The organism is Kaistia nematophila, from assembly GCF_026343855.1.
GTDB classification, from domain to species: domain Bacteria; phylum Pseudomonadota; class Alphaproteobacteria; order Rhizobiales; family Kaistiaceae; genus Kaistia; species Kaistia nematophila.
On record NZ_JAPKNK010000004.1, the window covers coordinates 423605 to 439518 of the forward strand.

A 15914-nucleotide genomic window follows, 5' to 3' on the forward strand; every position below is an offset into this window, starting at 1 on the left:
GCGCCAGGCGCCGGGGCTTTTTCATTCCGGCTGCGGATCTCGCCGCTCAGGCGGGAACCTGACGCAGGCGGACGACGTCGGTGCGCTCCGCGCCGCCTGCCTCGCGCTCATAGCGGAAACCACCGCGCCGTGCGCCCGCCATCGAAGCATCCAGAAAGTTGAACAGCCCCGGCGGGGCGGTGACGACATCCTCGGTTGCGTTGACGATCGTGTTGGCGGCACCGAACAGCGACAAAGCGGCCGGTGTCAGACTGGCGCGGATGTGGTGCGCGCCCTCGATATCAATCGTGTCGGCGGCAGGAATGCCGAAGCGCTCGGGATCGTAGTACATGACGAGCCGCATGGTGACGATCGCATCGGCCCCGCGAAGGCCCCGGCCAGTCTGCGTGATGCCAATGACCCGTCCCGGCTCGATCAGGCCAAGGCTCGGCGTGCCGGAATCGACGGGAAAGTCAGCGACTTCGGTTTCCCAGCTCTCCTCCACCCGATCGATGGTCAGCCCGAGACGCTCGCAGACCAGCGCGATCGATTCCGGCATTCCCATGTGACCGACGATCCGTCCGGAGGCGATCTTCTCGTCGAACTCGGCGGGCCAGAGCGCATAGCCGACATGATCGATATCGCCCGGTCCAGTGCCCGTCACGTCGATGGCGCGGGTGATGGTCACGCGGCGCACGCCCGACGTGGCGCGAGCAAGCACGAGAGGAAGCGCGTCGAAGCTGTAGCCGGGATTGATGCCGGTGCCGGTAATCGTGACACCCTTGGCCTTGGCGGCCTGGTCCAGCCGAGCGGCGAACGCGCCATGGCGCAGCGCCGGATGAAACATCGCCTCGGAAGCGGAGAGCACGTCGAGACCGGCGGCCAGCGCGTCGAGAAGTTGCGCCTCGATCTTCGCCGGCGCCGACTCCGTGAGATGATAGAGCAGGTCCGCCGCATCGCCGCCATCGGCGAGGCATTCTGCCAGTGTCGGGCGCACGATGACGTCGCCCGCGCCGACGAAACCCGGATAGAGCGCGTCTAGCCGCTGCCCGGCCTTGGCGGGATCGTGGTCAACGGCGCCGACGACACGGATACCCGGATAGCCTTGGCTCAGGCATTCGACGACGAGCGAGCCAAGACAGCCGAGCCCGAAAAGTATGACCCCGATGGGTTCGCCAGACGATTTCGCCACGCTGATTCTCCTGTTTCGCTTTCGCGGTCCGGGCCGCGATCTGCCTCCCTCGACCCTCGCCATTCCGGCATCGGTGGGTGGAAAGCCACGCATCCAATCTGATGTGCTATGTAATATCTTACAGATAATTTCGTGACAAGGAAAAGCGCGAGAGATCTCGGCGGTTCCGAGATCGGAATGTACGGCTCCGCTCGCCGAATACGGCAAGGCAGGCTCATTGGTTGACATTCTACTAGATATATCAGATCAAGCAGCAGATCGCGATATCGCGCAATCCCTGTCTTCCACGAACGGTTTGAGGCCTCCGATGCGACTCGATACCAGTGCCAGCGGCGTATTCCCGATTTCTGCGACGCCGTTTCTGGATTCCGGAGAACTGGACCTCGCCAGCGCCGAGAGGCTGACGGATTTCTATCTCGAGCGTGGAGCGACCGGCCTCACGATCCTCGGCATGATGGGCGAAGCGCCGAAGCTGTCGCCGGAGGAAAGCACCGCCTTCCTGAAGGTCGTGCTTGCGCGCGTCGCCGGCCGCATCCCGGTCGTCGTCGGCGTCAGCAATCCAGGCCTGTCTGCCATGGTGGCGCTGGCGCATGAAGCGATGGCCGCAGGCGCTGCCGGCGTCATGGTCGCTCCCCTGCCGAGCCTCAAGACCGAAGAGCAGATCATCAACTACTACGTCATGGTCTGCCAGGCACTCGGGCCCGACGTTCCCGTCGTGCTGCAGGACTTCCCGCTGGTACTCGGCGTCAGCTTCTCGGTGCCGACGCTCGAGACGATCTTCGCCCGACTGCCGCAGATCGTCATGCTGAAGCACGAGGACTGGCCCGGGCTCTCCAAGCTCTCGCGCATCCGGCGCGGCGAGAGCGAGCGCGGCGACCGCCGGATCAGCATCCTCGTCGGCAATGGTGGCCTGTTCCTGCCGCAGGAACTCGCGCGCGGCGCCGATGGTGCAATGACCGGCTACGCCTATCCCGAGATGCTGGCCGACGTCGTCCAACGCTTCCGTGCCGGCGATGTCGAGGGCGCCGAGGATGCGTTCGACGTTCACCTGCCGCTGATCCGGCACGAGACCCAGCCCGGCCTCGGCCTCGCGGTCCGCAAGGAAATCCTGCGCCGCCGCGGCGCCATCGCGTCGGCGCATGTCCGCAGCCCTGGCCCCAAACTGGATGCTCTCGACCTGGCCGAACTGACCGGGCTCATGAACAGGCTCGAACGCCGTATGGCCCGCCCGGCATAGGCGGTTACCTCAGAAATTGAAAACGGCGCCTACTGGCGCCGCTTTCGATTGGAACATGCCCGGATGATCAAACCGACTTGATGGCGCCGCCATCGCAGCGGAGCATTCCGCCCGTCACATAGCTTGCCGGCGCGCTCACGAGGAAGGCCGCGACCGCCGCGAATTCCTCGATACGGCCATAGCGCTGGATCGGGATCGAGGCCCGCGACGCCGCCGCGACATCCTCCACCGCCTTGCCGGTCCGCTTGGCCGCCGCGGCATCGAGTTCGTCGACGCGCTCGGTGTGAATGCGGCCGGGCACCAGCATGTTGACGGTCACGCCACTCGCGGCGACCTCATCGGCCAGCGTCTTCGACCAGCCGACTAGCGCCGAGCGCAGCGCATTGGAAACGCCGAGATTGGGGATCGGTTGGATCACGCCTGAAGACCCGAGCGTCAGCACGCGCCCCCAGCCGCGTGCCTGCATCTCCGGCACGATGCGCGCCGTCAGCAGGAACACGTTGCGGACCATGGCGCTGAACTGCGCGTCCCAGGTCTCGCCCGTCACCGCCAGAACGCTGCCCGGCGGCGGACCGCCGGTATTGTTGACGAGAATGTCGATCGCATTCAGCCTCGCCGAGGCACCGGCCACCAGCGCCTCGACGGCGTCCTCTCCGGCAAAGTCGCAGACGACATAATCCGCGCTGCCAGGGCCGCTGGCGTTCAGCGACGCCGTCGCCGCCTGCAGGCAAGCCTCGTTACGGCCGGTGATGACCACACGCACGCCTTCGGCGACCAGCGCGGCCGCGACGCCGAGACCCAGCCCGCGCGACGACGCAAGCACCAGCGCGCCCTTGCCGGAAATTCCAAGATCCATAGTGACTCCCAGAGCGTTTTCGAGCGGAGTGTGTACAGGCTCGCGCGGAAAGACCGCGATGAAGACAATGAGCTAGATCGGGTCAGGATGCGGCCAGGCCGGCGCCGCTCTCGAGGCTGTCGCGCAGATTGCTCCAGGGTAGCCAGAAGGCCGGCCCATATTGCGCGACGAGCTTCCCCGGCACTGGCTGCGGCGGCTTGTGCGGCAGCGGAAACTCGCCCACCGCCAGCGTGCCGGAATAGAGACCGGCGATCGCCCGGCCGAGCGAGGTCGTGAGCGCGATGCCGCGACCATTGCAGCCGATCGCCGCGTCCAGTCCCGGTTCGAGGCTCATGAAGCGCGGCATGGAATCGAGCGTCGCGGCGATCACCCCACTCCAGACATGCTCGGCGCGGATGCGACCCAGCGCCGGAAAGATGTTCTCGAGGCGCTTCGAGAAATAGCGGGTCGCGCGTTCGAGCGGCATCGGGCCCGGCATGACCAGTCCGCCGGTCACCAGCCGCCCGTCCGGCGACCAGCGCACGGCGAAAGTGTGCCGTCGGGTATCGGCGACAGGCGACCGGCCATGAAGAATGCTGGCCTGATCGGCCTCGCCGAAATGCTGGCTGGCGATCTGGTGCACGCGGACCGGAATGATCGCGTCGGCGACTGCGGGGTAGAGCTTGTCGACCAGCGCGTTGGTGGTCAGCAGCATCCGATCCGCGCGGACGCGCCCCTTGTCGGTCACGGCCATCCACTTGCCATCGGCCCGCGTGACCTGTTGAACGCGGCTTCCTGCGTAGATGCCCACGCCCTGCGCCATCGTGGCCCTGGCAAGACCGCGCGCATAGGCAAGCGGATTGATCTGACCACCAGTCGGGTCAAGAAGCGCGCCGTGATAGCCGGACGCTCCGATCTTTTCGGCTGTCTCTTCGCGAGACAGGATCTCGACCCGCCGGCCAAGCGTCGCCCAGTCACGCTGGCGCTGCTCGAGAATTCTCTGGAGCGCCGCGGTATGGGCCGGCTGCAGCCATCCCGTCTGCTCGGCGCTGCAATCGATCGCATAACGGCGGATCAGGTCGAAGACAGCATTGCCGGACTGACCGACCAGCGCAGTCAGCCGGTCGCCTGCCTCGCCCAGAAGGCCGCGCACATCGGCAGGCCCGAAGGCCGTCTTGAGGCTGGGCACAACGAAGCCCGTATTGCGCCCCGATGCGCCGAAGCCAGGCTCGTCGGCTTCGAGAAGGACGACCTTGGCGCCACCCTCGGCCATGTGCAGCGCTGTCGACAGGCCGAGAAAGCCCGCGCCAACAACCACGATGTCCGACGAGACGTCGCCGACCAGCGGCGGCATGGGTTCAGCGGCCGGCGTCAGCGCCGACCAGAGCGATTGATGGAAGGTCTCCGTCGCCATATCGGTCTCAGGCCGCCCGCTTCACGTAGCGGCCGAAGCCGGCCGAGCCGAAAACATCGTGCCCGTCCCATACCTTGCGCCCACGCAGGAAGGTGGCCGCGATGCGAGCGCCGAATGTCTCGCCATCATACGGGCTCCAGTTGAGCCCGTCACGAGTGGCGGACGCATCGAAGGGGAAGGAGCCGGCTTCGAGGACCGCGATATCCGCGTCGAAACCCGGCGCGAGCGCTCCCTTCTGCCCCCAGAGCCCAAACAGCTTAGCCGGCTTCTCGCATACCTGCTCGTAGAGGACGCGCGCCGGCTCGGCGACACGGGCGGAGAGATCGGTGAAGAAGGAAGGTACCAATGTCTCCAGCCCGGGAATCCCGGCGCCGGCATCGAAGATCGACGGCACCAGCTTGTTGTCCACCGGCCAGCTCGAATGATCCGACGAGACGAGCGCGATCTTGCCATCCGCCAGGGTCTGCCACAGTGCGTCGAGCACGCCAGACCGGATCGGCGGACTGACCTTCATGCGGGCGCCGAGACGGCCGACATCCCGGGCGGCGTCGAAATGGAGATAGTGGACGCACATCTCGCCGGTGGCGCGGACGCCCTCTTCGCGGTATCGGGCGACCAGATCATAGCCGCGCGGATGCGAGATATGGACGATATGGACATGCGCGCCGGTCGCCTTGCCCAGTTCGAGGAAATTGGCGGTCGCCGCCATCTCCGCCGCGAGCGGGCGGCTCGGCTCGTGCCATTCCGGCGAGGTCCGGCCCGCGGCCTTCAGGGCGGCGATCGCGGCGCGGACGATCTCCTGGTCCTCATTGTGCAGCCCGACGGGAAGGCCGGTCTCCACCGAAGCCTTCAAGATCGCCAGCGTGTCATCGGCCGGCAGGCGGGGAAAGCGGACAGGGTGGCTCTCGATGCTGGAAATCTTGAAGGCGCAGACGCCCGCCCCGGCCAGCTTCGCCATTTCGGCGGTCCCCTGCCCGGGCGCGATGGTCGCATAGAGCGCGACGTCGCAGTAACTGAGGGTTTCCAGCGCTTCGACCTTCAGGGCGAGCCGCTCGACGGTATTAAGCGGGTCTGGATTGTCGAAGGGCATGTCGACCATGGTCGTGATGCCGCCAGCCAGCGCCGACTGGCTGGTGGCCTCGAAGCCAGGCAGCCCCTTGTAGCTGGTCGCATGGGTCTGGCCGTCGATGAAGCCCGGAAAAACCAGCGCGGCGCCGAAATCCTCGACCGACTGCGCCGATGGCGACGGGCCATTGCCAATGGCGACAATCCGCTCGCCTGAAATGGCGACCCAGCCGTGCGGCAGCAGGCGATCCGGAAGCACCAGCGTGCCGCGGACGATACGGTCGAATTCCATCGTCATGCCACCTGCCTGTAGCCGAGGGAAATCGTGCTCATGGCGCGCATCACGGCAGCCTGGGTGGGGTCGATGACGGGAAGGCCCAGCCGATCCTCGATCTCGCTGCGATAGCCGCCCATGCTGGCGCAACCGAGGATCAGGACGTCGGCCCCGTCGCGGTCCCGCAGCTCCGTTCCGACCTCGACGATGCGCTCGACGACGCCGCTGCCCTGCATCTGGGTGACACCGATATCGAGCGGCCGGTCGCCGGCAAGACGGTCCATATAGCCAAGACTGCGAACGGCGCGCATGTGGCGGGCGATCGAGCCCTGCTTGATGGCGACAATGCCGAAGCGGCGGCCGAGCCCGGTCGCCATGTGAAAGGCGGATTCGGCGATGCCCAGCACCGGCCGCTTCAAATTCTCGCGCGCCAGGGCCAGGCCCGGATCGGAGAAGCAGCCGATGACATAGGCATCGGCCGGGTTCGCCTCGAAATAGCGGGCGATCGGCAGAACGACGCTCTCGACATGCTCCTGCGTCTCGATGCCGGGCGGACCCTCCTGCAGCGTCGCGCAGACCACCTCGGGACCACCCGGCGTGCGGACGAGATCGAGCGCGGCATTCATCGACTGGGTGACATCGACCGAACTGTTGGGATTGAGGACGAGAATGCGAGTCATGGAGTATGGCCGATCGTCGGTTGCGGGAGGGAGCGGTCCGGGGGCGTCGCCGCCATGCCGGCCAAGGCCTGCGCGATCACCTGGCGGCTGCGCAGCAGCACCATCTGACGCCAGTCGGGCGTATCGGGATGATAGAAGCGGCGAAGCGCCGCCTTGATGCGCCGGGTTTCCTCGCCCGGCCAGTCGACGCTGCCATGCGCGTGCAGCCAGTGATCGGCACGCAAGGCCGCCGCGCCCTCGTCGGGGGGAAACGTGCCGAACTCCAGCGCGACGAAGGTCAGACGGTCCGCTCCCACCTCGCGACCCCAGGCATATTGGGTGAGACCCGCGATCGGCAGCGATGCCGACTTGCCGAGCATCGGCTCGCCGAGGCTCTCGCCATACCAGGCACGGCAGCGCGCCTGGCCGCTCTCGCCGGGCCGGTGGCCGCAGATCGGCTCGCCATAGCCATGGGGACCGAGCCCTGTGTGATAGTCGATTACGGCGACATGGTCGCGCGAAGCGAGATCGAAATCGGCAACGATCCGGCCGAGCGTGCGGATTGACCAGGTCGTCTCCGTCCCACCATAGAAGATGCCTTCCGGATGGCTGTACTGGCCGCTGCTGCGCGCCGTCTCAAAGGCGACCTGACCATGCTTGGCGCGGTATGCCTCGATGCGGGCATCGGCCTCGGCAAGGGTCGCGGCATCGATCGAGGCCGGCACGAAGGCAGAGGCGAGCTCGTCATATCCGGGATTGGCGGGCAGGCCGGCAGCGAAGTCGAGGCAATTGCGGTTAAGGTCGACGCCCTCCTCCGTCGTTCGCCTCAGCCAGGCGAAACCATGCGGGTTCAGGGCATGAACGACGAGAGCGGCCGTGGCGGGCGGCAGCAAGCCCAGACCGTCCGTGACCAGCCAGTCGACCTGCGCGCCCGAGCCACAGAACCCCTCGACGCCGTGCGTTGCCGAGACCAACACGAGCACGTTCCGGGCATCGGCCGGACCGAACCAGTAGGCGTCGGTTGCAAGCGCCTCGCCGCTCGGGCCGAGATTCGGGTTTGCGTAAGTCTCGTGCCGGGTCACGAGCGGCAGAGCCAGGCTGCGCAGCTTTTCACGGGCAGATTGGTAGTCCGAAGAAAAACAGGCGGTATCGTCGAGGGTGACGCCAGCTATCACGATATGACCTCTTGGGGCGCTGCGAACGCAGCTCGCGCCCACACCAATCGAAACATCACTAACATTATTTATGAAATATCACATGGAATAATTCGGTCAAGCAACGATCGAAATGCCTCGAAGGAGCGCCTGTCCGACCGAGGCAAGCAGGAACGAAAATACGCGACCACCACCGGCCATGGCCCGCTGTGCTCGCCGGGCCAGGCAAACGAGCCGCGCGGTGATGCGCATGTCTGAAATCTAGGACTCAAGCGCCCTTATGCCGCCGCGCTCGCCAAAGAGGATTTTCGAGGGATACAGAACCCCGGCTCGGGCGGCCAATGCGGCCTGATCCACGAGTGCGGCTGGCGGCAAGCTGATCGACTGCCGGCCGCGCCGGCCAAAGAGGACATCCTCCCCGGGACGCGGAACAATTCCGGTACCTTGGCGATCGCGTGTCGGCGCGAGAAACAGCGCCGGTTCGCCCGCAACGTCGACGCTGCAAATCCGCAACAACTCATTAAGAAAGTATTGCGAACTTTCAATTACCAGCGCGGATTCTTGACCGCTCCAGCCTGCGCGTCGCAACGTCACCGACGTGAGCTGGTTGGGGGGCCTTCCGGCAAAGCGGCGGCCGGGGTCTTCGATGAAACGTGTCTTGTTGAGCAACTCCATCCTTGCGATGGGGATGATGGTTGTTGGATCGGCGGCGCCGGCCTGGGCTGGCTGCACCACGACGGGCAACGTCAACATCAGCAATCCGCCGGGCGCGTGCGGCGCGGACGGCGTCTATGGCTGGGCCGAATCCGGCCCCGCATCGCTCCATGTCAGCGACATGACCGTCGAAGGCGGCAACGCCGACTACGGCCTGATTTCCCTGCGCGTCGCCAACCCGTTGACCGGCATCGACCTCTCGCTGACCGTGGACGGCCAGACGATCGTCAACTCCACCGGCGCGCAGGGCGTCATGGCGCGGACGGAGGCGGATGGCGATATCGACATCACCATCGGCTCGACCGTCACCGTCAATTCGAACGGCGCCGGCGTCACCGGATGGAACGTCAATGGCGGCAGCATCACCATCGTCAATGACGGCACCGTCCATGCGGGACTGACCGACGACTACACCAGCCATGGCAGCGATGCGGGATCGGAAGGCATCGATGCGACCGCCAACGGCATCGGCAGCTCGGTCTCGATCACCAACAACGGGCAGGTGACCAGCACGTTCGGACGAGGCATCTACGCCGATGGCGGCTCCGGCGCTGAGGACCCGGTCGCGGTCACGATCGACAACCAGGGCTCGATCGACGCCTGGCTCGCCGGCGCTCGCGCCATCGACTATCTCGGCACGGCAACGGTCATCAACGGTGTCGACGGCGTCATCCTGAGCCACAACCGGCAGGGCGTCGTCGCCTGGTCCGCGGATGGCGATGCCGTCGCCGTCAACCATGGATCGGTCACGTCGGAAAACGGCTCGGCGATCGTCGTGTGGGGTTCCGACAGCGCCACCATCGACAATTACGGCAGCATCGTCTCCGGCCAGACCATCGGTCGCGTGACGACCCAGACGCATTTCTACGGCATTGACGGCTACACGCAGGTCGAAGGCGCGACCGTCATCACCAACCACGCCGGCGCGACGATCAGCGCGACGGCCGATGACGGCATTTTCGGCCGCAACGAGAGCGGCTCGGTCGCGATCGTCAATGACGGCTCGGTCTGGGCCGCGGGGGCAGGCCTGCACGCCCAGACGGCCGGAGGCGCCGTCACGATCTCCAACAGCGGCCTGGTCGCCGCCGATGGCGAGGGTGGCGCGATCGACGTCGACGGAGCCGGCCTGACGACGGTGGAAGTGTCGAATGCGGCAAGCGGCCTCGTCGCGGCGGCTTCGCAGCTGGAAACCTATGCCGCGCCGGGCCATCTCGCCGATCTCTCCGCGCCCGAGCAGGAGATCTTCGCCTCGGCGGTGTCGGGCACTGCGGTGAACATCAGCGCCAGCGCAGGGTCGGCGACGGTCGAAAATGCCGGCACCCTGCTTGGCAACATCCGGATTGCCCTCGGCGGCGACATCTCCGAGATCGGCGCGGCGACGATCGAGAACGCCGGGCTGTGGGCCTTTTCCGGCGAATCGGGCTTTGGCACGGCGGTCGAGACCAGCTCGCTTGCCAACACCGGAACGATCTGGAGCCTCGGCGACAGCGTCCTCGATTCAGCGCTCGACAATGACGGCGCGCTCTACGTGACCAGCCTTGGCGACACGGCGGGCCGACTCACCATTACTGGCGACTATGCGGGCGGGACCGCATCGACCTTCGTGTTCGACACGGCGTCGCTCTCCGCCACGGCCGGCGATGCCGTGCTGACGATCGAGGGAGACGTCACCGGGGTCACGAAAGTCAGCCTGGCCGACCCCTCCGCGCTCAGCGGCCTCGACTGGGACCAGCTGCCGCGGGGCACCGTCGTGCAGGCGGAAGGCAGCAACAACGCCGGCGCCTCGAGCTTCACCATGCGGCAGAACTACGGCCTGCTGACGCTGGGGCTCGACTATGCCGCCAGCGACCAGAGCTGGCATCTCGGCTATGATACCGACGCCGCGGGGCAGACGCTGTCGCGCCTCAACCAGGCCGGCCGGTACCTGCTCGAAAGCCAGTTCGACGCGGCCGAAGACCGCCTGGCCTGGCTGCGGGCCGACCGGCCGAAGGCAGCGGCCGCGGTGCCGGCAACGGCCTATGCCGAACCCGACCGACCGGCCGATCCCGCCGCGCAGGCCATCGCCGCCAGCAACCAGCCGGTCTACGCCGCCTGGGCTCGCACCGTCGGCGCCTATGGCGACGGCGACGGCTATCTGCGCCGTTCGGGCGCGATCGAGGGCGGCCTGGATGGCCGTTTCTCGCTCGATGGCGGGCGGGATCTGGTGCTCGGCCTCTTTGCCAGCTACGGCGCGACGCGCCTCAGCTTCACGGACGGCGACCGCGAGACGCTGGCCGGTGCGGGCGTCGGCGCCTATGCCGGCCTCTCCTTCGCCAATGGCGCCTTCGTCGACACGACCCTGGCCTGGCAGCAGCTCGATACCGACATCGACCTTTCCGGCCTCAGCACCAGCCAGGACGGCAGCAGCGTTGGCGGCAGGATCACCGTCGGCCGCCGCATGACGCAGGGCAGCTTCGAACTGACGCCGGTGGCGGCGATTTCCGCGAGCCTGACGCGCTTCGACGGCTTCACCATGCAGGACCTCGGCGTCGGCTTCGAGAACAGCGCCGCCTTCGCGGCCGAAGCCGGATTCGATGTCGCCAGGACATGGTCGACGGCGCTCGGCGAACTGAAGCCGTTTGCCGGATGGCGCGTCGGCGACCGCGTGCTTTCCGGCGGTGATGTGTCGATCTCGGACATCGCGAGCTACGCGGATGTTTCGGACGGCGTGTTCGGTCGTCTCGATATCGGCGCGATCCTCTCCAATGGCAACGGAGCCGCTGCGAAGCTGGCCGCGAACCTGCGCCGGGACGCAGACGAGACGACCTGGGATATTCGCCTCTCCGCCGGGATGGATTTCTGACCACCGACACCGTCGCGGCCGACGGGGGGCATTCCCGGCGGCCGCGCCCAGGTCATTCCAGCGTTTCATGGAAAGGCCGAAACGATCTGCCTGCTTGTTTTGCCGCGTGTCTCCACGCGAACCTGACCCACTTCGCTCGAAGACGCTCTAGTGATGTTCGCGGTAGATGTGGGCGATGTTCTGGCGCAGGGTCGGGATCTCCATCGCCGCGTCCAGGAGTTCCCTGCGCCCGCGCGATCCCGTGTCGCGGTCGACCGGGCCGCCGCTCTCATATCGCAGGAAATCGAAGCGGTCGCAGGTCAGCCGCTCCCGGCCGCGGGCGAGGGCCACGGCGGCGCCGTGCCAGGGCCGCCACTCGTTCGCGCTCGTGGCGATGGCGATGCGCCCGGCCGGAATCGGCTCGAACAGGCTCTTGCCCGAATAGGCGAGACCGTCGGACAGCGTCGTCCCGAGGAGATGCGCGAGCGTCGGCGCCAGGTCGACATTGGCGACGAGGCGATCGACATTACCGCGCAGCGCCGTGACCAAGGCGGGAGGCAGGTCGCGCGGCGGCTTGATGAGAAACAGCGTCCGCAGCACCCAGTCGCTGAAATTCTCCTGGCGGGGAATGGTCGCGCGCGGATCGTCCCGATCCCCCGGAAGCTCGCCGTGATCGCCGACCGACACGATCAGCGCATCCTCGTACCGTCCCGCCCGCTGCAACACGTCGAACAGGTGCCGATGCGCCTGCTCGATGATCGAAAGCGCCCGCGAGCGCCGGTCCTTCAGCCCGGCGGCGAGCGGATAGAGGCTCTCGGCCTGGAACGGCACATGCAGCGCGTTCAGGAAGACGACGGCGAAGACCGGGCCTTCGCTCTCGCCGATCAGCCGCTCGAAGCGGCGCACCGTGAAGGCATCGTCGATGCCGAGGTCGTTGACCAGCGGCTCGCCGCTCGTTTCAGCGCAATAGAGTTCGTCGAGCCGGGCTGCCGAAACGAAGCGGTCGAGGTTCAGCCATCCGAGCGAAGACGACATCAGCAGGGCGGTGCGATAGCCCCTCGACCGCGCGAGATCGAACACGAAGGGCAGCCGATGGAGCGTGTCGATGCCCTCATGCGCGCCGGCGCCGGTCAGGATCGAGGGAAAGCTGATCTCGGTGCAGCAGGAATTCGTGACGGCGTTGCTCGGCACGAACCATTCGCCCGGCGCGCCGCTCAGCGCCAGGATCCGATCGGCAAGCGACGTTTGGCCATCGCTCGACGGTAGCCAGTGCCCGGCCGATTCGTTGATGACCAGCAGGATGGTCTTCGGCAGCAGCTCGGCCGAGGGGCCGAGCCGGCAGGCGTTCGAACGATCGGCGGCATGAAGCTCGCGGGCAATGCCCTCGTCGCCGACGCGCTTGGGTTCGCGGAGCAGGAAGGCCCAGGCCTCCTGCGACAGCGCCGGACGGAACCGCATCCTTTCGAGCCCGGCCCAGCCGACGAAGCCGGCGACGAGGAGAACGGACGCCGTCCCGAGGGAGGCAAAGTCAGATCCGGCCAGCGCGAGGGCAAGTACCCAGCCCGCCCCGAACAGGCTGGCCATCGCCAGCATGAAGCGCTTCGGAAGAAAGGCGCCGAGATAGGTGGAGGCAAGGACGGAGGTCGAAACCCGGGCGGTAGAGAGGCGGACATGGCGCCAGATCGTCAGCGGCGGCGCGCCCAGATACTGCCGGCTGCAGAGATCGATCGCGGCAGCGACGGCGAGCAGGACGGCACCGAGCGCGACCAGCAGGCCCTGCGCCAGCAGGGAGGGAAATTGGGCCGCGAGCCCGAGCACCATGGCGAACAGGCTCGCCACCACCAGCGGCCAGCCGACCTTTTCCGCCCGCAGGCGAACCCGGCTGTGATGCGCCCGCAGATAGCGGCGGCGCAGGCGATACAGGACGCAGGTCAACGCCAGAACCACGGCGATCGTACTGAAAAGGCTGGTCATTCTGGAGATGTCTCGTGTCCGGGCGTTCGTGCCCGCGAACGCCTCGAAGGCATGCCGTGAGTACACCGATGCGTCGAGCAAGGACAATCGCAAAGCCGGCGGACTACGGACCGGATTGCCGGGCCCCGACGGCGCGGCGGGCGCGAAAGGCCAGCTATCGCTGCGGCAGCCTGCCTGTGGCGTAAAAGTCACAGACGCGGATTCCGGTTGTGTTAACGTTCGGCTCGGGATTCCCTAGCTAAGAGCCAATCATGCGCAGCCACTTGGCCGTTCTCGCCCTCGCCCTCGGCAGCCTGCCGGCCCTTTCGGCGGACCTTTCCACGCCGCCCGCCGCCGAGCCGGCGGCGTTCAACTGGAGCGGCTTCTATGCCGGCGTGCATGGCGGCTATGGCTGGGCCAAGACCGACGGCCCGGTGATCGCGCCGGCGGACAACCCGCAGCCGGACGGCTTCTTCGGCGGCGGCCAGATCGGCTACAATTTCCAGTTCCCGAGCCAGATCGTGCTCGGCATCGAGGCGGACGCCGCCTTCGCCGACCTGTCCGATTCCAGCGGCTTCACCGATACCTCTGGCTTCCCCTATTCGATGGATTTCCGGACCAAGATCGATGCGTTCGGCACCGTGCGTGGACGCCTCGGCTATGGCATGGATCGCTTCCTGCCCTATGTCACCGGCGGCTTTGCCTGGGCCAACGCCACCTATGACACCCAGTTCTCGATGCCCGACTTCCCGGCCCTTTCGAGCCATGGCTCCGACAGCCAGACCTTCACCGGCTGGACGGTGGGCGCCGGCTTCGAATACGCGGTCACCAGCCATGTGACCGCCAAGGTCGAATATCTCTACGCCGATCTCGGCTCGAAGGATTTTCACCTGGGCGATGCCGGACCATTCCCGGTCGATCTGAAGATGCAGTCCGCCAAGCTTGGCCTGAACTACAAGTTCTGAGGCCGACGCAAGCCGTCGCGATCGGCCTTGCCGCTGAAGCAGGAAAAGGATGATCGCCGATGGCGATCATCCCGAAGCTGCCCGGGCTCAGTTTGCCGGCTTCGCTTTCATCAGCCCGGTCGCGTCGATTGCGCCGCTGGAGAGCTTGTCGAGGGGAATGACCGTCGGCACCGTGGCGCCGGCCATCGCGATGAGATCGAAGCCGGTGAAGTTCAGGCCGCGATAGTCACGGACGAAGAAGCGCTTGCGATCGTGGTCCGACAGGACGGTCCAGCAGGTGTACTCGGTCTCGTAGGGCTTGGAACCCGTCGATGACAGGCCCGGCACCTCCATATGCGCGCCGCCATCCGCCGGATAGGCGATCGCGACGCCGCGCGGCCGGTCAAAATTGTTCATGACATGGGCGAGGGTCTGGATCGCGAGGTCCGGCGAGTCCGCCTTTTCCGCGAACTGCGCGTAATAGGCAGCGCGCACGAAACGGCCGACCGAGGTGTTGGAGCTGGGCAGCCCCGCCGTTGCGATGCCGGCGTCCGGCTGATTGGCCGTGTAGCTGCCGAAGGTCGCGCTCGGCTTATCGACATTGGTCAGGAAGGTGTAGTTGTCGAGATTGGTCAGGTGCCAGTCGAACTTCGGCCCGTTGGTCATCACGCCGACCGGATTGTCGTAGACCGTCATCGTGCCATGGTCGAATTCGATCACGGCGGCCGCGCCCGAGGCGTCGTGGACGACGTAGTGGAACGGCGATTCGACACCGCCGAGCAGGCCGAGCGGCTGCAGCATGACGGGCTGGTCGGCGAGCGCGGCCTTGACCTCGGCCACGGTGGCGAACTGGCCGAGCGCCCAGGCGCCGAGATCGGATGCGGAGAGCACCGCCTGCGTGACGTCGATGGACTTCTGCTTGCCGGCCGCCGCCGGATAGGACAGCAGGCTGAAGGTCAGGCCCTGGTCGTTCAGCCCCTCGAGCACCCGGAGGTCGGCGATCGTCGCCGGCGCGGCCGCGGTCGGCATCCGGTCCGGCATGGTGATAGCGAGCACGGCGTAGCGCGCGGTGAACTTCAGCGCCGGATGGCCGGGCACGACGCTCGTCCTCTCGAAACCGACCGGGAAATGGGCGACCTGATAGGGCAGGTCCATCGTGAGTTCCATCGTACGGCCGAAATAGGCCTTACCAGCCGCGTCCGTGTATCCAAGCGACGTGCACATTCAGATCTCTTCTCCTTGGTTGGATGGCAAGTTCCGGCCGGGCCTGGCCGCGTGGCAAGCTGCGCCTCAAGCGGCATAGCCTCCCGGGTTCAATGAATTGTGACGGATCCGCCGGATGGGCGCAGATCGACCGCCCCTGCCGGGCACGGCCCCAGAACATCGACCGAACGTTTCCTGTCGTCCATCGAGCGCTCGCAAGATCAATGCCGCCGCAGGCCGGCCAGCCCCCCGAAAGGCTGGACCGAAGGTGGGATGGGGCGAATTGATAGTTGAAGAAATCCGCCGCCACAACCTTAAAAGCGGCGCGTGCGCCGACCGGCCGCGACGGAGATTTCGCCCGGACAGGCCGGACCCTCCCGTGCATCGCCGCGGCTGACAGCCGACTGACAGCTTGCTCCGGCACCTTGCACGGGCCGGCCGGTGGCCGCGCCCAACCCGAACCTGGAGCA

The 15914-nt window shown here is 66.7% G+C and carries 12 protein-coding genes; 3 read left to right on the plus strand and 9 right to left on the minus strand.

Translation table 11 applies throughout. From position 1 onward, the window contains the following. Positions 1-46: 46 nt before the first annotated feature. The gene (locus OSH07_RS12770; protein WP_266339032.1) at positions 47-1399 is read right to left on the minus strand and encodes an NAD(P)H-dependent amine dehydrogenase family protein; all 1353 of its coding nucleotides are present in this window, start codon (positions 1397-1399) and stop codon (positions 47-49) included. 79 nt (positions 1400-1478) lie between these two features. On the opposite strand from OSH07_RS12770, the gene OSH07_RS12775 reads away from it, so the two are divergent. Then, on the plus strand, positions 1479-2408 hold the full coding sequence (locus OSH07_RS12775) for a dihydrodipicolinate synthase family protein (protein WP_266339033.1): 930 nt from the start codon (positions 1479-1481) through the stop codon (positions 2406-2408). Positions 2409-2475: 67 nt separating this feature from the next. Here OSH07_RS12775 and OSH07_RS12780 read toward each other — a convergent pair whose 3' ends face one another. The 6 genes from OSH07_RS12780 to OSH07_RS12805 all read right to left on the minus strand — a co-directional run bounded on the left by OSH07_RS12780 (position 2476) and on the right by OSH07_RS12805 (position 8478). Then, a complete protein-coding gene (locus OSH07_RS12780; protein WP_266339034.1) occupies positions 2476-3264 on the minus strand; it encodes an SDR family oxidoreductase in 789 nt (262 codons plus the stop codon). 82 nt (positions 3265-3346) lie between these two features. Further along, positions 3347-4657, minus strand: coding sequence for an NAD(P)/FAD-dependent oxidoreductase (locus tag OSH07_RS12785; RefSeq protein WP_266339035.1), 1311 nt, complete (start codon positions 4655-4657; stop codon positions 3347-3349). 7 nt (positions 4658-4664) lie between these two features. Continuing rightward, a complete protein-coding gene (locus tag OSH07_RS12790; protein WP_266339036.1) occupies positions 4665-6020 on the minus strand; it encodes a dihydroorotase in 1356 nt (451 codons plus the stop codon). Further along, a complete protein-coding gene (locus OSH07_RS12795) occupies positions 6017-6676 on the minus strand; it encodes an aspartate/glutamate racemase family protein (RefSeq protein WP_266339037.1) in 660 nt (219 codons plus the stop codon). Before OSH07_RS12795 ends, OSH07_RS12790 begins: the two co-directional genes overlap by 4 nt. Next, positions 6673-7830, minus strand: coding sequence for a M14 family metallopeptidase (locus tag OSH07_RS12800; protein ID WP_266339038.1), 1158 nt, complete (start codon positions 7828-7830; stop codon positions 6673-6675). Before OSH07_RS12800 ends, OSH07_RS12795 begins: the two co-directional genes overlap by 4 nt. 240 nt (positions 7831-8070) lie before the next feature. Next, entirely contained in the window at positions 8071-8478 is a 408-nt protein-coding gene (locus tag OSH07_RS12805) for a hypothetical protein (RefSeq protein WP_266339039.1), read from the minus strand. On the opposite strand from OSH07_RS12805, the gene OSH07_RS12810 reads away from it, so the two are divergent. Continuing rightward, a complete protein-coding gene (locus OSH07_RS12810) occupies positions 8471-11365 on the plus strand; it encodes an autotransporter outer membrane beta-barrel domain-containing protein (protein WP_266339040.1) in 2895 nt (964 codons plus the stop codon). The genes OSH07_RS12805 and OSH07_RS12810 overlap by 8 nt on opposite strands. Before the next feature lie 147 nt (positions 11366-11512). On the opposite strand, the gene OSH07_RS12815 is transcribed toward OSH07_RS12810, so the two are convergent. Then, entirely contained in the window at positions 11513-13318 is a 1806-nt protein-coding gene (locus tag OSH07_RS12815) for a sulfatase-like hydrolase/transferase (protein ID WP_266339041.1), read from the minus strand. Between the two features lie 251 nt (positions 13319-13569). Here OSH07_RS12815 and OSH07_RS12820 point away from each other — a divergent pair, with 251 nt between their 5' ends. Further along, on the plus strand, positions 13570-14262 hold the full coding sequence (locus tag OSH07_RS12820; RefSeq protein ID WP_266339042.1) for an outer membrane protein: 693 nt from the start codon (positions 13570-13572) through the stop codon (positions 14260-14262). A gap of 87 nt (positions 14263-14349) precedes the next feature. On the opposite strand, the gene OSH07_RS12825 is transcribed toward OSH07_RS12820, so the two are convergent. Continuing rightward, the gene (locus tag OSH07_RS12825; RefSeq protein ID WP_266339043.1) at positions 14350-15465 is read right to left on the minus strand and encodes a linear amide C-N hydrolase; all 1116 of its coding nucleotides are present in this window, start codon (positions 15463-15465) and stop codon (positions 14350-14352) included. Positions 15466-15914: the final 449 nt, after the last annotated feature.